This is a genomic window from Lactobacillus iners DSM 13335 (assembly GCF_000160875.1).
GTDB classification, from domain to species: domain Bacteria; phylum Bacillota; class Bacilli; order Lactobacillales; family Lactobacillaceae; genus Lactobacillus; species Lactobacillus iners.
This window is the reverse complement of sequence record NZ_GG700805.1, coordinates 102,031-119,507: the sequence shown is the minus strand read 5'-3', so window position 1 is coordinate 119,507 and position 17,477 is coordinate 102,031. Positions and strand designations below refer to the sequence as shown.

The window sequence follows — 17,477 nt, the reverse complement described above, 5'->3', positions numbered from 1 at the left end:
TTAAAACTATCACTTCATTCTAACAATTACTTTATCAATATTTCTATCTTCTATATCATTCATAATAGCATTTATGTTTTCACTAGATACAACGCTTATACATAATCTACTTATTAATTTACTACCATGAAGATCTAATATGTTTTTGGCGTATTTAAAATCTTTTTTCGTAAATGATCGAACTCCCAATATAGTTATTTCTTTTTCAAATAACCTTCTAACTTTTAATGTTGGAGAATAGTCCTCTGGAAAAACACCGAAACAAATAAATTCTCCTTTTGGTCTAATCATTCCTAATGATTTTTCTATAGTTTCCGACTGTTTAAAACCTATACACTCAAAAGCTATATCGTAGTAATTAAGCGATACTTTTTCCGTCAATTTATATAAATTCGATATGGTTAATTCCTTATTATTCCAAATTCCAGATCTGCACATAACATCTGGCTTGATACCTAACAAATTTAATCGCCATACTAATATTTTTGCTATACTACCATTGCCTAATACAATAACTTTATAATTAGATAAAATTTTTATCATTGACATACCATGCAGAACAACTGCTAAAGGATCTGTAAATATATACTTAATATCTGGTTTTTCTATATATTCTAGATTAGTAGATGGAACTCGTAACCAACCTTGAAAACCACCATTCACATTAGTCCCTATAGCCTTTTCTTTGCTACATAAATTTTCATAACCATTTAGGCAACTATAACATTTACCACATGTAATATTTGGATTTATTACAACAAATTTTCCGTTATCCATATCCTTTCCAATTATTTCATGTCCTAAATATTTAATAGGTGGATCATCTAATTTTTGCTTATCTGATCCACAAATACCTACATAATTAACATTTATTAATCTCTTAGTTATATCTTGAGATAGAGGGATAGTATCACTTACATTAATTTTCAATATTGCCATGTCTGTTCTCCTGAGATACGGTAAATAAACATCTCATTTTTGCTAGAAAATGCAGTAAACCTAATTTGATGTTTAAGATCTTTTAATTGCTTTCGCAAATTAATAATCGCTTTTGCTTTACTATCTAGGTTCTTTGTTTCCACTTCACCTATATAGTCAATATTAATTGGAGCTTCTTCCAAAATTTTTTGTATTTGAAGCTGTTCATTATTAAATGCAGGAAAATTATTATAAATGGCATAACCGGTACTTATTCCACGATTATAGTGAAAATCATTTAATCTATAAAACAAATTATTAACAAACTGAATATCTGTATCTGACTTCCTTCTAAAGAAAGTTAATGTTTCATGACAATCATTAATCAAAGTTGAAAAATCTTTGTTATTTACCTTTCTAAAATTAAACAGCATTTGAAATGTCATAAATTGATGCCCGCTTTCTTTTAAATATTCTTTTGTAACATAATTGGCTACCATCATCATTTTTTGAAAATTATTTAATTTTTCAACTCCTACTAATCTTTTTTCACTCCAAGTCAGCTTCTCATTACCTATCTGGTTTTTCATTTTACCTATTTCTTTAATTACAGGATCATTAAGTATGCTTTCAATGGCAGAATTCATTTTTATTGTTTCTAAATAATCTTTCATCTTCAAATCAGTCACTGATTGATTATTTAAGAGTTGCCCAATTTTCTTGTTTAGCAATTGTTCGCTTGCTCCATCACAAATATTATGATGACAAATAATTACTAATTCAATATTTTGGGAACTAGTTCTAAAAGACAAAATTTTATACAAATAGTTTCTTGTTAATTTAGATAAAATTTGGTTTTCATATTTTCCAATTTTCTTATTTATATAATTAACTTGCTTTTCTTTAGACAAATATGTTATATCTTCGATGTTACTTCTTATATTAAGATCTGTATAAACCGTACTAATATAATTTCCATCAGTAGTTTTAATAATTTTCGTACGAAAAGCTTCTGTTGTATATATTAATCGAGTAATTAATGTTTTTGTTTTACTCCCTACTAGATCATCTTGGATAGAAAATCTAACTACAGTAAAACTTGGAAGTTTAATAGTAGTATATACTTTTTGAAATATTGAAGATTCATAGTTCCTATCTTCGTTTATTTTTCCACCATCAACAACCGTTTCACAATTGTTTTCGTTGTTAAAAATTGAAATATCATTGATTTTAATTTCTTTGAATAAAGATAAGTTATAAAGATGCTTTTGCAACTTGTTTTCAACATTTTTATCATTTGAATATATAATCAATTTATCTTTATCAATTACGTAACGTTCTGTTATCTTTTTCAAAATTTGTTCAATATTATTGAATTTAAGCTTAGATTCATCTTTAAAATAACGTTTTATTTTTTCAACTGTTGGATGTTCATATAAAAAACCTGTTGGTATTTTCGAATGGTAATGTTTTTCTAGCATAATTTCTATTTCAACGGTCATCAACGAATCAATACCAAGATCAAAAATATTGTCATTTTCGGATAAATTAGAAATATCACAAATTTGTTCAATTTTACTTATTAATTTATCTTCAGTATCAGAATTATTAATGGGATTAGAAAAGGTCTTTAACAACGTTTTTCTATCAATTTTTCCATTTATAGTTAAAGGAAACTCTGAAACTCTGTACCACCGCTTAGGAATCATATATTTCGGTAGTTTTTCTGAAATTTTCAGTTTAATACTGTTAGAATCAACTATAGAATGCTTAAACGTTGTGTAAATACACGTTAATATCCCCTTATTCATGACAACTAAACTGTCAATCACTTTATCAACTTGATTAATTACACCTTCAATTTCACTTGGCTCTACCCGAATACTATTTATTTCTAATTGAAAATCTTTTCTTCCAACAAAAATAATATTATTCATATCTTGGTCATATTTTACAAGATCTCCAGTTTTATAAAATCTTTCTCCATCTAGCTCAACAAAGCTGTAGCTATTTTTTCTTTTTAAATTCAAATAGCCTTTGGACACTCCATATCCACCAATAAGTAATTCAAAATTTTTTCTTTTCTGAGGTAACAACTTAATAGTAGCGTTAGGAAATGGGCGTCCGATAGGTATCTTTCCTTGTAATATGTCTTTCATAGTAACTTTATGATATAACGCATAAACTGTTGCTTCTGTTGGACCATAACAATTATATACTTTCCCACTTTTTACAAGCTTTTTAAGTCTCTTTGCCAAAGAAACAGGAAATTCTTCACCTGCAATTAATAGGAATGATAAACTACTCTCGTCAAGAAGATCTAGTCGGCTATTATCCATGACTTGTAATGTAGATGGTGCCGCACATAAATGAGTAATATGATATTTCTTTACATAAAGTGGTAAGTTTTTTAAATCTTTTAATTGTTCTGCTGAAAGTAATTGAAGAACCGCTCCTTGAGAAATCCATCCATATAATTCAGAAATTGATACGTCAAATTGTAAAGCTGTATTTAATAAGTAAGTTGAATTTTGGGAACTTGGGAAACAAATGTTGAAAGAATGAATAAATGACTCTAAATTATCAAAAGATACTTCTACCCCTTTAGGGTTACCTGTGCTTCCAGATGTATAAATAATATAAGCAGTATCATTTTGACGTCTAGACATAACTGTAGGCGTTTTATCCTTGATTGTCATACTTAGTAGATCTTTTATTGTAAACATATTTATATTATTATCTATCAATAGATAATTCTGATTTGTAAGTACCAATTTAGCACTCAAATCTTTTATAATAAAATTAATACGTTTTTTGGGCGATTTAGGGGAGATGGGAACATATACGGCACCCAAGAATCCAATAGCATACACTAAAGCAATTGCATCTATAGAAGGCTCCACTATTACAGGAATTTTATCTCCATTTTTAACCCCCAGGTGTAGTAGTACATTTTGAATTTTACCTACTTTTTCTAATAATTGCCTCCCAGAGTAATCATTATTACAATCCTTAACAACTACTTTTGGACTCTGCTTTAAATTCAATAACTGTTCAAATAGACTCATAATTGTTTACCCCTTAATGCATTTATTCTATCTAATAATTTACCCTTTTGTACATATAACTTTGCTTGTTCATACGCTACTCTGATATTTTTATACACTCCTGCAGTAAGCAAAATACCAGCAGCGTTCAAGCATACTATTTTCATATAGTCCGTAACTTCTGTACTTTTTATTTCTGAAATAATTTTATTTATATTATTAGTTATATTATTTGTTGACCTTGCATTATTTAAATCAGCTTTGTCAAAAGTAATACCTTCTAAAATAATTGTTGAATTATTAGAAGATTCAAAAGTCAGCTTAGAACCACTGCTAAATGTTAATTCATCTAAATATCCTTCGTTTAATTTTGTACTAGATATTGATATATTGCCTCCAATTCCATATGATCGCAATAAATTAAGAGCCTTGTTATGATAATTAGAACTTAATCCAAAATATATATTTTGGCATGATATGGGCGACATTAACCCCGGCAAAGCATTACTTAATGGAGATATTGTTAACTGTCGTCCTCCATAGATTGCATCAAACTTGGGAATCAAATTTTCTATAGAAAAAAATGCAATAGAATTTTTAGAAATAAATGCCTCAGCTTTAGTTATAGAATTAGTTATTGGAAGTTTTAAATATTCAAGCAAATCTTCTGAACCTAAACGTGAAGTAACACCCTTGGAAGTTGGTTTAACGATTACTGCTCCTAATCCCGAAGCTACAATTGTAGCTAAAGTTGTAATATTCAAAGTTTTATAATATTTTTTTCCAGAACCCGCTACGCAAGTAATATTAGGATATTTAGATAAGGAAACTGAGAAAGGATTATAATGATTAATTCTAATTATTACATCAATCAAAGTTTTTATGTCTTTACTCGGCATGTTTACAAGTTCTAATCCCATTAATAAAGAACTTAAGAATGCATCTGAATATTTTTTATCACTTGACATTAAATAATAAAGAATATCCTTTAGTTCTAAAATGTCATATTTTTTGTCATTTACAATTTGCTGTAACTGTTTACTAATTAAGTTAACTTGGTTAAATTTATCATTCATACCACATATCTCTAATTTCTATTACTCTTTTTAATAATTCTTCTTTATCTACAATCCATCCTACATTTTGGTTTTTATAATCTGAATGAACCTGCTTTGCTTTTTCTTCGGATATATCCATTAAACCTTTCATTAATTGATAGTTTACATTTAGTTGAAGAGGCATCTCATCTTCTTTTTTATTCATAATTTTATGTTCTATTTCAAAAGGCGTATTTTGAATACTTAAAGAGGATTCTGTAAAGCTTTTCGACATCTTAGGAAAGCCATTAAAACCTCTAATTAAAGGCGAATATAAAGCATATATTTTTTTGGAATCTAAAACTTTAAATTCTTGTTTCATTAAATCCATAACTTGTTTTGACGCTCTAACGTATTTATGTTCATCAAGTCCTAAAAAAACTACTATATTCGTAAAATTATCCATTAATAATGGTTCAATAAAATCTGCACACATTAAAGATAACGAATATTTTCTATTAAACGTCATTTTAGATTCAACTTTGTTATCTTTAACATATAAGTCGTGCAAATCTTCTTCAGATTCATCAGCAATTTCATCTTTAAAATACCCTGCAATCTTTGCTTGAGTCAAAAATACACTTTTATCACTTTGAGCTCTTAGTATACCTGTTTGAGAATTGAAACCTAATTTTAATATAAAATTTCTATATTTTTCCTTTAAATGCTGTGTTTGTGTCCATGAAATATGTCTGCCTGTATACGCATCTATATCTCCCAACACTATTTGAACTTTATTGCCTCCTCGTTGTAACTTAATAGCACGAATTATTTGTGATATTGTACCCATATGTGGAACACCAGAGAGACCTATTCCTGTTGTAAATAGAGTATTTTCACAGTTAACTTTCCTATTTTTTAAAGAATGGTAACTACATAGCCACATTAATTGCATTTCATTTTTAGAAATACCTGGCAATTGAAAATCAATCTTATTAAACAATAAAGGATTATAACTGTACTTTTTTATCACTTCTTTGTAATATTCTTCATCGAACTTCATTTATTTACTTCCCTTAAATCTGATCAAAACTTGAGCTACAATGGAAACAATTATTATCCCAATACCAATTATTATGTAATTTTCTATCAAATAAGCTTTTGAATAATACGAAAATACTGCTGTTCCTATAGGCATAAAAATAATGGCAACAGTAAAGACTACACTAAATACTCTCCCCAGATACTTATCATTTACTTTTGTTTGGATTATGCTAAAAAAATCAACATTGTATGCTGTCAGCAACATATGAAATAAAAACATAAAAACAAAAACTGTTAATAAGGAATGATACCATTGAAACAATAAATAGATTCCTGCGATGCTCAATCCACAAAATGTTAATAGATTAAGCAAATGACTAATAGAATCATTTTTTGTCAATTTGGGACTAATAATTCCTCCGATAATTCCACCTAAAGATTGACTTACTAATAAAATAGTATATGTACTATTTCCTGTTCCAAAAGCTTTATTAACAAAAGGAAAAGAGTAATTATATCCAGCTAAGAAGAAATTAACAGCTGATGAGACAATAAGTAATATTGCTACTTGTGAATTTTTAGTAATGTATTCAATACCTTCAATAATGTTCTCAATAATTTTATTTTTTATATGCCTAATATTTTCGTCACTTTTTTTATGGATTACTTGTAAACAGTTATTTAGAAGTGCTGATATTAAAAAAGATATTCCATCTATCAAAAGTGCTCCACCTATCCCAAAAACTTTATAAGCAATCAATGAAATTACTGGCGAACTAACACTAACAAGTTGATTACAAATTTCTAAATTAGAATTTACTTTTACTATTTTATCTTTGTGAACTGTATTTGGAATAATTGATTTATATGCCGGTGATCTAAAAGATGAAAGTATAGCTAGTATTATATTTACCAATATCATTGCAAAAACAAAAAATTTGGTAGGATATACTATACTTAAGACTAAACATGCTACACCAGCTATTAAATCAGTTATGGTAATAATTTTTTTTCTATTATAGTTATCAGCAAACACTCCACCAAACACATTTAATACAATACCGGTTATTGATTCCGTTATTTGATATACAGTAAGTATTTTCTGACCTTTTGTACCTAGAGATGCTATCCAAGTATTATTACTAAAGTCAAAAAAATTATCTCCAATATTAGAAATTACCTTAGCACTAAGCAAAAGGAAAATATTTTTTCTTTCTTTTTTCATTTTTAAACTTCCTAAATTTTTAATTTTCTATTTTAAAACAACTGGGAAAAGCCACCAATCCATAATTTTCACCTCTTTTCAATTACTTATTATTTGGCATAATAACACTGTTTATTTTCAATATTAATTTATGTTTCTTATCAGAAACTATTTTTTATGTTAAGAATATCGAAAATTTTAAACAGTTAAATATATTGAAAAAATATCTGGGTAGTTAGTTATACTGAACGATGTCTCTAGTTTATTCGAGGCTTAGATGGCAAAATACTTTTACTTAGCACATATTAAATAAAAAATTAAATATTATAATCAAATACCTTTTGACAGAAGAATGAAAAAGGCTAACACAAATAAAACAAAAAAGTGAGACTATATCACATTTTATTGGTGATATAACCTCACTTTTCTTAAGAGACACTACAAATTTTATGCTTCAAATAAAAAACATAGATTATCGTTTTACTATTAAATTGGCCAATTTTCTACGCCTTCAGTACAACCCAGCTTTAGTAAGCTTTCTTTTATATTTTTTGCTTCTTCTACCTGATTATTAAATAAGTAATAATAATACTTACCCGATACAGTGTATAAAAACATACGTGAGCTTTTGGGTAAGAATTTTAAAAAATTAATGCACTTCGTTGTATTATTATCTAAATGTCTATTATAGGTATATTTCCAATGTAAATAATTACAACACAAAATGGCGTATCTTTCTATCATATTCGGGGATTCTATTTTCATTCTATTTAATCTAAAGAAGAATAATTGCATCTCCAATTCTATTTCTTTTGGTGGAAGAATCATCATAGCAGAACCAAATAGTCTTAACATATCTAAATTCAATATCCAATTATCTGTCTTACCAAACTCTTCAATAATTGTTTTTTTAAATTCTAAACTAAGACTATCTAGCTGATCTTTTAAGTAATGAACTGCAATTATAGCACGTTGCTCAAATAGGGGATTCGTACCTAACTTCTTGATTTCTCTCAAACATTCTTCTGCGTCATTAATTTTATGATTATTAAATGCTACAGCCATTCTTTGAGAGAGCATATTCTCTTTCAAAGACTCTTTTGAAGAATAATCTTTTTTTATTAAAGATATAAAATAATCAATATCAATGTCATTTTCTAACAATATTTTTATTAAAAGACATGAACTTAAATTTTGTTTGCCATGGATTACTTTAGAATATGTACCTTTTCCAATTATACCTTTTGACATTTCTTCCTCAGTAAGCATTCTATTATGCTGTATGAATTTTAGTGCTTCTCCAATAGTCAATTTATGTGCTTCTCATTCTAATAAAATTTTCTTGTAAAATATATTGTTTAAAACCATATTTCGATATTCTATCGAAGTATGGTTTTTTATACTGTTTTGATTCTAACATGGCTGTCATAATGAATGCCTTAATTTTACACGTATGGCATATTACTTTTAGAACAATTCATTAAAAATATTATCTTGCTGATAATACTAAAATTTTACTTTTTCAAAAAAATCACTGGTATTATTAGGTTTCGTTTCAAAATTTGGCCATGCATTAATGCCATCATTCTTCTTTCTCGGAATAACATGAAAGTGAAAATGTTTAACAGATTGACCTGCAGCTACACCGTTAGCACTCAATAAATTATATCCATCATATCCTTGGGACTTTAGTCTCTTTCCTAATTCATTTAATATTTCACCAATATAGTACCAAGAACTCTGATCTGCCAGTTCCAATGTAGGAAAATGCTTTTTTGCAAAAACAAGCATATGTCCCTCTACTTCAGGATTATCCGACATTATAACAATGGCACCTTTATTTTCATGAATAATATTACTTTTAAGATTCTTAGAGATAATATTACAAAAAACGCAATCTTTCAAAATATCGCCTCATTCTAACAAGTATTTTATCAATATTTCTATATTCTATATCATTCATAATAGCATTTATGTTTTCACTAGATACAACACTTGTGATGATTTTTAATCATATAATTTTAATTAACCCATTACAACTTACTAGTAACTTGACTTATTACTGTACTAATAACAAACAAAATAGCCGCTACAAACACTAGCTCCAAAAAGATTCCACTAGCTATTTCTAAAAATAATCCCAGAATATTCCAGCTTTCAACATTAAATATTAATGGTAAAGCTGCTAACAATATAAAAATCAACATTATCATCAAACTAGAGATTGATATAGCAACCGATGTTAAATGTATTAAGCTACGACCCTTTAATATACTTATATACTCTTTTAGTAAAGCGAGGGCTATAAAAACACACGTGATGATAACAACCACGTTAATTATCAAAAATAAAGTATGCAAATTAGCTAGCAACATTGAATCATTTAGATTAAAGCTATAAATTATAAAATCGTTGGCTTGATTACCACACTTTTTTAACTTTTTTTGAACCTCAATGGCTCCCGATGAAACATTACTATCAAATTTATATATTTGCTTTTTAATTTTATGAGCTATTTCCGAATTATCAGTTTTAAACCAACCCAATCCTATCACATAATCGACCAATTCTCGAGCCATCGGTTGAGTCTGCTTACTATTTAATAGAGCACTATTAGTTTCTTTCTTTTCAACTTCAAGTACATTTGCTAAATTATTAAATTTTTTATTAATCTGACGATCGACAATAACATAATTACTTTCTTTAGCTAATTGCTTAGTCATAAAATAGGGATTCATAAAAGTTAAGGTACTAAATAACAAAGTAACTAACAAAAAGGTCAAACATTCCACCATTCGCTTATAATGTTTTGTCTGCGTGACACTTAACTTAATCAATTCCACTCTAGAATCTTCATTCATGTATTCCTTATTCCTCTTCTAAAAACATCGAATTGATAATTTTGAAAACTTTATTCATATCAAAACGCACAATCATATCATGTCCCTCAGTAATTGCTTCATTAATCTCTTGGTCGGAAGAATTTAAAAAGGTAGTCATAAATGATTTAACCATGATATTGGAAATATCTTCTGCACTCAAATTAAGTTCTTTACGTTTAAAGTATAAATTAGTTCCCCCAGAAACTACAAATGACAAACCCACTTGTACCTGTTCATTAGTACCTAATTTATCTTTAATTTTATTAGCAACTAGCCAATCATCCAAAATATTGTCCCATACAGTTTTATTATTGCGATCTTTCAAGATACTCTCTAAAATTTGTGATATTCCTTTATCTGTCATTCCTATCTGTAAAATCAGATAAATAAAGGCTTTAACCTTGGCAAATTCATTAATACTATAAAAACTCGCTTGTGGCAAGTTACGCAATATTGTTGTTTTAAATCCTATAATAATTTCTGTAATTAATTTATTTTTATGTGGATAATAAGATTGCAACAATGATTTCGAAATATTCGATCTTTCCGCAATCATCTTTAAGGAAACATTTTTGATACCTTTTTCACGAAGCAATGCAAATGTACTACATAATATTGCTCGACGTCTTTTCATGTTTTTTTGTCTAGCCATAATAACTTATTACCTTACCTTTTTCCGTATATAAATATACTATCTGTATTAAGTATATATTCTTTTGTACACTTTTGGAGTAAAATATAATAAATTTTTAGTAAAAAAATAAGGGAGCATGAGCAACAACACTACTCAACGCCCCCCATTTGTTTATTAATGGTGTATTCTATTTTGTTCATCAAAAATTTGATGAATAGATTTATCATTGTAGATATAATCTATACCTTTGGCAAGCAATCTATCTACAGATAACCGTACTATCCTATCAGGATATTTTTTATGCTCTATAGTATCAGTTACAACTATTTGTTCCAAATTTAATTGATTTAAAACATCAATAGCATTTTGAGATAACAAGGCATGAGTTGCAGCCACGTACACTTTTTTCGCACCAGCTGCCAATACTGATTTGGTAGATGACGATATTCTAGAACCAGTATCAATCAAATCATCTACAATAATTACAGTTTTATCCTTAACATCACCTATCATATCATGCACTTCAGTATCATAACGAGCACCTCGTTGATCAACAATAGCTATTGGTGCATTGAAATATGAACCAAAGTTCCTTGCCAATTTAGCACCTGAATGATCTGGAGAAACTACCACTACGGAATCAGAATCTCTATCTACAATACCATTATCTAAAAAATACTGAGCAAGAATTGGTAAAGCATGAAGATGATCTACAGGTATATTGTAAAATCCTTGAATTTGAGATGCATGTAAATCCAAAGCAACTACATCATCAATTCTAGTTAATTGTAGCAAATTAGCCAATAATTTAGCAGTAATAGGCTCACGAGATCTATTTTTAGTATCTTGACGAGAATAAGCCATATAAGGAACAACTACTGTCACACTGTGTGCTGAAGCTCTATTTAAAGCATCCAAAACAATCATTAGTTCCATGAAATTCTCATTGACTGGATCTTGAATAGATTGAATAACATAAACATCACAGCCTCTAACAGTTTCTGTAATATTAACTTGAATTTCACCATCACTAAAATGCTTAACAGCTGTCTCAAGTAACTCTTTATTCAAAGCTTTTGCAATACGCTTAGCCAATGTCTGGTTGCCACCCAACCCAATTAACTTCATTGGATGTAATAATTCATGTAATTCTTCTTTGTTCATTTACTTATCCCTCTTCAAAATATGATGATCTCTATATACACAATTATTATAACTAAAAAATGCTTGTTTTAAAAATGAATAATAACACTTATTTGCAAAAGTCTTTAATTAAATCTATACACTTTAAACTATGTATCAAATAACTATCATGTGTTTGTCTTGGCATCACAATCAATCTACCATTATCAATCAAATCACTATAAGCCCTCACATGATCTACTTTAACCCAATCTTTTTCACCTACTACAGCTAATGTGGGGATAGTTATACGTTTTAAATTATTAAGATCGAAGTTAAAATCTACATTACGCGGATGATCTATTTGTTTTCGATGTACAAAATGTCGCAAATTACTAATCACAACATGCACAGAATCAATACCATCGTCATTTAAATATGTACCTGCAACAATTAATTTTTTTAACATATTAGGATATTGACTCGCCAATGCTAAAGCTATATTACCACCTGAACCAAATCCTAGTACATATGGCTTTTTGATATTAACTTTTCTAATAAAAGAAGCCATATCTTCTGCATCAGTTTGATAATAATGTGTGCTTTCCCCTTGGCTCATTCCATATCCACGTAAATCTGGTACATATACAGTATATGACAATGATAGCGGAGCTATTAATTTATCAAAAATAGATCCATCTTGAAAATAATCATGCAATAAAATGATAGGATGCCCTGTTCCAAACTTTTGATAATACAACTCAATGTCATTAATTTTAACTTTCATTTTTCTCCCTAATAGCTAAATCTAAATTATTAATTATTCGTAATCTTGTTAGGCATTTTTCTTCTAATTTTCTTTTTTTCATGACGTAAACTCTTTAAAATTTTGTGCCATACTCGATATGTTGCTCTAACGTTGTCTGGTATGTATTTCAATCCTGATGTTACATGGATCAAGCTATCGGGTCTTTGCCAATAATGATAATAGGGCTTAGATGTGAAATAAACGCCGTCACTCAAAGAAACATATTCTATATTGAAGACCTCATCTTCCATAAAGGCTATATCACCCATAAATTTAATATTGTGTTTACGCACAACATCCAAGCGATAACACTTATTCCATGTATATCCCTTAACAGGTGATGTAGATACATTGGCTATTTTAAAATATGCTTCTTTCTTAGTTAAATGACCGCTCTCTCTTTTCGGGTCAATACTTCTACTCTTTTTTTGCTTCTCTTTATCTATCCAATAACCACAAGATATAAGCGAAACATGAGGATAGCGTTTGAATGAATTGATAAAGAAATCTGTATAATCTGGATCTACCCAATCATCACCATCATGGAAAGTAAAATAAGGTGTATCAACATGAGCTAAGGCTACATTTCGAGCTGCAGCAACACCTTCATTGGCCTTATTAATCAGTTTAAAGTATAAAAATTTATCACTATAACTTTCAGCTATCTGTCTAGTTTTATCTTTAGAGCCATCATTAACAATAAGTAATTTAAAATTACGATTTTTTTGGTTAAGCAATGCCTCCAGAGCCCTACCTATATACTTTTCAACATTATATACAGGCATAATAACTGTCAGTTGTGGTAAGTCTAACATAAACAATTATCTCCTTTTCTCTAAATGATTATATCATCCAGCAAACAAATTACATAATATATATTTATTTAAAAGCAAAAATATGTATAATATTTGGTTATAAAGTGCTTCCATTTTTAAAAGGAGTAAATAAAATGAAAAAAATTAATTTATCTATCATCGCCTTTATTAGTAGTCTATTACTGATATTAGCAGTTAACACTAAACGGGTATCTGCCGATGATAATTCTATAATGACACTAGGTGTATCATTAACACCTAATCAAAAAAAGGGAACTATCAATACTTTAAATAGAGCAAATAATGGCGAAAATTGTAAAATAGTCACAATTAGTGGTAAAGATCTTGTAAAATATCTTAATCCAACAGGGGCCAATTTTAATAACAACTCAGGTGTTTGGTCAAGTGCTTTAATTCAAAGACAAGGTAATGGAAATGGTATTAACGTGCATATCCTACCATATAATGGCCACAATAACATCACAACAATTACGACAAATCAATATAAAAATGCAGCTATTACTGCGGGCATTAGTGATGCTAATATTTACGTGACCTCAGCTATTCCTATTGATGGATCTGGTGCCTTGGCAGGTGTGTATGCTGCATATGCTAAAAATGGCATTCATTTGAATCAAGAACAAATCAATGCAGCACAGCAAGAAATAAACACATTAAGTAACATTACCCAACAAAACAAAGATAAAAAAGGCTATTCTGATGCTCAATTAAATAATGCTATCGCAGGAGCTAAAGCAGAAATGGCAAAAAAAGGCAATAATTTAAGTGATAATGATATCCGTATTATTTTAAATAATCAATTAAATATCAATCATTTAAATAATATTCTAACTAGCCAACAAAAAGAGCAAATTATTCACTTGCTAATAGAAATCAAAAAATCTGGTGCACTTAATAGTAAAAATTTCCAGCAACAAGCAAGTAAATTAGCGGCTCAAATTCAAAGTAAAGCTAAAGATATTTTTAACAAATTAAATACTCAACAAAACCGTAATTTTATCCAACAAATTATTGATGCTATTGTTAACTTTTTCAAGAGTTTGTTTAAATTTACGATTATGTTAGACAAAATAAAATAAAAAAAGATATTAGTCACATCAAAAGCCCATAAAAAAGTGAGATACAACTACAAACCTTTGTATCTCACATTTTGATTTCTTCTTCAGTTCACGTTACTATTTTAATACCTAATTAATTAGCTTTAAAATTGTTAGAAAAGCGTGCAGCTACAAAGTCTGGGTTTGTAGTCTAGCGTACAGCTCAACTTTGAACGCTAATTCAAAGTTGGGCTTTTTTCATTTGTATTCAATTTTAGCTTTTTATTATAAAACAATTGAATCTTTAAGAAAATAGTTAAATTAAAAATCAGCTAATAGCTGTCCTTATACATGGTTTACAATGGCAGTACCTCGACAAGATGACAGAAAAGAAGCTGATTATATCCGCTGTTTAGCCTTTGATAAATTGGCTAATGCCATTTATCAGCACTGTGCTAAAGTACAACAATTTCTTTGTAAAGGTAGATTGCAAGTGTCTACTTCAATGGATGAAGCAACTAAACAAGTTAAGTATCATCACACAGTGGTAGTATCAAGCATTAACTTTCTGCACGATCCTAATATATCGTCTCCATCTATTTATTTTTTCAAAACTATTATTATGCTTATCACGAATACAACAATTAGACTTCCATATACAGAGCCAAAATATACAAGAGGTGTCATATCAGTTTTTATTACTGTTAAATATAAAACCAGAAAGATGGCAGCAAGTACTGCAAACGTTACACTTAAAACTACTAAATCTTTATGTTTATTACCATTAAAGTCAACTGTTATCCCCATCTCTTGAAATGCGGATATAGAAATAGTAAGTAAAAAAATTGCTACTAAAGGTAAAGTATATCCTGACTCAAATCCGTGTAAAATTGATTGGACAACAATACCTACAAGTATTAAAAATGATTGGATATAAAACAAATTACTGTTGTTTTTTCTTCTTTTTTCTCTTACTTTATTGGTTGTTACAGCTTTACTATTTTCCTCCATGTTTATCACCATCCTCTTTAATTTCAGATAAATTATACTATATTTTTGTCTTTTTATTTTAATTTTCTTTCTTTATTTTTTTGATTTTTTTCTTCTTTTTGCTTTGCAATGAGTTATAATTCTCATCACATAACTGGATAAATATAGAACTATTTAAGGAGGTATTTAAAATGGAATTAAAAAGTTATATGTACCGACCCCCCAAAAGTTAGACCAAAATCTAACGATTGGAAGGTCGGTTTTTTATGGCAAAATATAGTTTTGAATTTAAGAAAAAAATTGTTTTAGACTATTTAGATGGTAAAGGTGGAGCACAATATCTTTCGAAAAGAAAATTTCTGTTGTAAAGTTATATCTATCAAGTGAGATTTCATATCAAGACTTAGCGATTCAAGAAGGTATAAGCAATCCAAGATGATTTGTAGTTGGGGTAATCTTTTTCGTACTGTAGGTCCTGATGCTTTAAAATCGAACAAGAAAGGTCGAAAGAAGAAATAATAATTGATACAAGTACAGAGCATGTTAAAGAATTAGAAGATGAACTGCTTAAGTTAAAAATTGAGAATGCCTTTTTAAAAGAATTGAGGAGGCTGCGTTTAGAGGACAGGCAAAAATGAGATAACGGCACTCGTCATCAAAAGTCTCCGAGGAGAAATTAAACTAAAAGACCTTCTCTCTTATACAGGCATGCCTAAATCAACATATATGTATTGGCAGAAAAGATTAGATAGAGAAAATCCAGACAAAGAAATTGAGGACAAGATTCTTGAAATCAGAGAGACTAACAAGAATTATGGTTATCGCCGAGTGGTTGGAGAATTAAGAAATCAAGGATGGGCTTACCAAATGAAAGCATACACTTATCGTCTAAAAGAAGAAAGAATCTTCCAAAGCATGTCTCGTAAGGGAAACTGTCATGATAACGCTGTTATGGAGAACTTCTTTGGATTACTTAAACAAGAAATCTATTATGGTGTTACTTACTATAGCTATGATGAGCTAAAATTAGAAATAGAACGATACATAAAGTATTATAATGAACAAAGAATTAAAGAAAAACTAGGATGGATAAGTCCAGTTCAATACAAGCTTAAACTCTTGGCTGCATAAAAATAACGTAGCAGCCATATAAACTGCTACGTTAAAAAAGTCTAACTTTTTGGGGTCACATCATTGTGACTAATATCTTTTTTTACATTTCATCGTCCATATATTCATTTAATTTTCGATCAACGTAATTATTACCTTCACTATCAGCATGACCCTTAACCCAGACAAATGATTTATTAGTACATTCTTGCAACAACGGTTCTAATTTTTGCCACTTATCTTTATTAGCTACTAAACCACTAGTATTACGCCAACCAGCAGCTTTCCATGTAGACAATCTATCAATGTTTTCAATTACATACTTAGAATCCAAACAGAAACGTATCTTTTTATTTTGCCAATTTTTCTTGATTAACATTTCAATGGCCTCAATTAGTCCTGTTAATTCCATTTGATTGTTAGTAGCCCCTCTCTCGCCACCAACACCATCTATACTGCAAGCTTCATCTTTGCATCTAATTGTATAAGCCCACGCAGCTTTATCATCTTTTTTAACATGGCCACCCTTATGAACGCCATTATTACGACAACCACCATCAGTATAAACAATAATGTCACAATCTGAATAATCATCTACGACAGGTTTATCTGCATTCAGATAAGCCTGAGCGGCTTCCATACTATTGAATGATTTATATTCAGCACCAGAAAAATTAACTACATTTTCTTTAGTCTCCTGCCAAGTGTTAAAAATTCCAACTTTTCTACCTTTTCTCACGGCATAAAATTTCATAATATCTCTCTCCTCTATATTACTAATTTTATCATTAATGCTAAAATAATTTTA

The 17,477-nt window shown here is 29.1% G+C and carries 15 protein-coding genes and 2 pseudogenes; 3 read left to right on the top strand and 14 right to left on the bottom strand.

Annotated elements, in window-relative coordinates:
• Nucleotides 1-9: 9 nt before the first annotated feature.
• From HMPREF0520_RS02580 to HMPREF0520_RS02525, 12 genes are all read right to left on the bottom strand, one after another.
• The gene (locus HMPREF0520_RS02580) at nt 10-939 is read right to left on the bottom strand and encodes an alcohol dehydrogenase catalytic domain-containing protein (protein ID WP_006729351.1); all 930 of its coding nucleotides are present in this window, start codon (nt 937-939) and stop codon (nt 10-12) included.
• Nucleotides 927-3,986, bottom strand: coding sequence for a non-ribosomal peptide synthetase (locus HMPREF0520_RS02575; protein WP_006729350.1), 3,060 nt, complete (start codon nt 3,984-3,986; stop codon nt 927-929). Before HMPREF0520_RS02575 ends, HMPREF0520_RS02580 begins: the two co-directional genes overlap by 13 nt.
• Nucleotides 3,983-5,041, bottom strand: a complete 1,059-nt coding sequence (locus HMPREF0520_RS02570; RefSeq protein WP_006729349.1) for a hypothetical protein — start codon at nt 5,039-5,041, stop codon at nt 3,983-3,985. Before HMPREF0520_RS02570 ends, HMPREF0520_RS02575 begins: the two co-directional genes overlap by 4 nt.
• Nucleotides 5,034-6,065 carry a nucleotidyl transferase family protein gene (locus HMPREF0520_RS02565; protein ID WP_006729348.1) on the bottom strand — a complete coding sequence of 344 codons (1,032 nt, stop codon included), beginning with the start codon at nt 6,063-6,065 and terminating at the stop codon, nt 5,034-5,036. The genes HMPREF0520_RS02570 and HMPREF0520_RS02565 overlap by 8 nt, the downstream gene beginning before the upstream one ends.
• Nucleotides 6,066-7,271 (bottom strand): MFS transporter, encoded by a 1,206-nt coding sequence (locus HMPREF0520_RS02560; RefSeq protein ID WP_006729347.1) that lies wholly within the window; start codon nt 7,269-7,271, stop codon nt 6,066-6,068. It abuts the gene before it with no gap.
• 465 nt (nt 7,272-7,736) lie between these two features.
• Complete coding sequence (locus HMPREF0520_RS02555; RefSeq protein WP_006729346.1) at nt 7,737-8,561, bottom strand: helix-turn-helix transcriptional regulator; 825 nt, start codon at nt 8,559-8,561, stop codon at nt 7,737-7,739.
• A 195-nt stretch (nt 8,562-8,756) separates the two neighbouring features.
• On the bottom strand, nt 8,757-9,155 hold the full coding sequence (locus HMPREF0520_RS02550; protein WP_006729345.1) for an HIT family protein: 399 nt from the start codon (nt 9,153-9,155) through the stop codon (nt 8,757-8,759).
• Nucleotides 9,156-9,283: 128 nt separating this feature from the next.
• Complete coding sequence (locus HMPREF0520_RS02545) at nt 9,284-10,111, bottom strand: hypothetical protein (protein WP_006729344.1); 828 nt, start codon at nt 10,109-10,111, stop codon at nt 9,284-9,286.
• 7 nt (nt 10,112-10,118) lie between these two features.
• Complete coding sequence (locus HMPREF0520_RS02540) at nt 10,119-10,784, bottom strand: TetR/AcrR family transcriptional regulator (protein WP_006729343.1); 666 nt, start codon at nt 10,782-10,784, stop codon at nt 10,119-10,121.
• Between the two features lie 156 nt (nt 10,785-10,940).
• Entirely contained in the window at nt 10,941-11,930 is a 990-nt protein-coding gene (locus HMPREF0520_RS02535) for a ribose-phosphate diphosphokinase (protein ID WP_006729342.1), read from the bottom strand.
• 88 nt (nt 11,931-12,018) lie between these two features.
• Nucleotides 12,019-12,675, bottom strand: coding sequence for an alpha/beta fold hydrolase (locus HMPREF0520_RS02530; protein ID WP_006729341.1), 657 nt, complete (start codon nt 12,673-12,675; stop codon nt 12,019-12,021).
• Between the two features lie 29 nt (nt 12,676-12,704).
• Nucleotides 12,705-13,511: a glycosyltransferase family 2 protein gene (locus HMPREF0520_RS02525; RefSeq protein WP_006729340.1), complete on the bottom strand. Its 807-nt coding sequence runs from the start codon at nt 13,509-13,511 to the stop codon at nt 12,705-12,707.
• Nucleotides 13,512-13,645: 134 nt separating this feature from the next.
• On the opposite strand from HMPREF0520_RS02525, the gene HMPREF0520_RS02520 reads away from it, so the two are divergent.
• Together HMPREF0520_RS02520 and HMPREF0520_RS06480 are read left to right on the top strand one after the other, a co-directional pair.
• Complete coding sequence (locus tag HMPREF0520_RS02520; protein WP_006736144.1) at nt 13,646-14,611, top strand: DUF1002 domain-containing protein; 966 nt, start codon at nt 13,646-13,648, stop codon at nt 14,609-14,611.
• Nucleotides 14,612-14,915: 304 nt separating this feature from the next.
• Nucleotides 14,916-15,128: pseudogene (locus tag HMPREF0520_RS06480) on the top strand (single-stranded DNA-binding protein); the annotation flags it as partial.
• A 41-nt stretch (nt 15,129-15,169) separates the two neighbouring features.
• Here the strand turns inward: HMPREF0520_RS06480 and HMPREF0520_RS06475 are convergent.
• Nucleotides 15,170-15,580, bottom strand: a complete 411-nt coding sequence (locus HMPREF0520_RS06475) for a hypothetical protein (RefSeq protein WP_006731976.1) — start codon at nt 15,578-15,580, stop codon at nt 15,170-15,172.
• A gap of 798 nt (nt 15,581-16,378) precedes the next feature.
• On the opposite strand from HMPREF0520_RS06475, the pseudogene HMPREF0520_RS06555 reads away from it, so the two are divergent.
• Nucleotides 16,379-16,690: pseudogene (locus HMPREF0520_RS06555) on the top strand (transposase); the annotation flags it as partial.
• Between the two features lie 82 nt (nt 16,691-16,772).
• Here the strand turns inward: HMPREF0520_RS06555 and HMPREF0520_RS02505 are convergent.
• Complete coding sequence (locus HMPREF0520_RS02505) at nt 16,773-17,423, bottom strand: ribonuclease H family protein (protein ID WP_006729336.1); 651 nt, start codon at nt 17,421-17,423, stop codon at nt 16,773-16,775.
• Nucleotides 17,424-17,477: the final 54 nt, after the last annotated feature.

Excerpts from the sequence above, each read along its gene's own strand:
- HMPREF0520_RS02575 (WP_006729350.1), bottom strand. The coding sequence starts at position 3,986 with ATGAGTCTATTTGAACAGTTATTGAATTTAAAGCAGAGTCCAAAAGTA.
- HMPREF0520_RS02580 (WP_006729351.1), bottom strand. The coding sequence starts at position 939 with ATGGCAATATTGAAAATTAATGTAAGTGATACTATCCCTCTATCTCAA.
- HMPREF0520_RS02535 (WP_006729342.1), bottom strand. The coding sequence starts at position 11,930 with ATGAACAAAGAAGAATTACATGAATTATTACATCCAATGAAGTTAATT.
- HMPREF0520_RS02540 (WP_006729343.1), bottom strand. The coding sequence starts at position 10,784 with ATGGCTAGACAAAAAAACATGAAAAGACGTCGAGCAATATTATGTAGT.
- HMPREF0520_RS02570 (WP_006729349.1), bottom strand. The coding sequence starts at position 5,041 with ATGAATGATAAATTTAACCAAGTTAACTTAATTAGTAAACAGTTACAG.
- HMPREF0520_RS02525 (WP_006729340.1), bottom strand. The coding sequence starts at position 13,511 with ATGTTAGACTTACCACAACTGACAGTTATTATGCCTGTATATAATGTT.
- HMPREF0520_RS02530 (WP_006729341.1), bottom strand. The coding sequence starts at position 12,675 with ATGAAAGTTAAAATTAATGACATTGAGTTGTATTATCAAAAGTTTGGA.
- HMPREF0520_RS06475 (WP_006731976.1), bottom strand. The coding sequence starts at position 15,580 with ATGGAGGAAAATAGTAAAGCTGTAACAACCAATAAAGTAAGAGAAAAA.
- HMPREF0520_RS02520 (WP_006736144.1), top strand. The coding sequence starts at position 13,646 with ATGAAAAAAATTAATTTATCTATCATCGCCTTTATTAGTAGTCTATTA.
- HMPREF0520_RS02505 (WP_006729336.1), bottom strand. The coding sequence starts at position 17,423 with ATGAAATTTTATGCCGTGAGAAAAGGTAGAAAAGTTGGAATTTTTAAC.
- HMPREF0520_RS02545 (WP_006729344.1), bottom strand. The coding sequence starts at position 10,111 with ATGAATGAAGATTCTAGAGTGGAATTGATTAAGTTAAGTGTCACGCAG.
- HMPREF0520_RS02560 (WP_006729347.1), bottom strand. The coding sequence starts at position 7,271 with ATGAAAAAAGAAAGAAAAAATATTTTCCTTTTGCTTAGTGCTAAGGTA.
- HMPREF0520_RS02565 (WP_006729348.1), bottom strand. The coding sequence starts at position 6,065 with ATGAAGTTCGATGAAGAATATTACAAAGAAGTGATAAAAAAGTACAGT.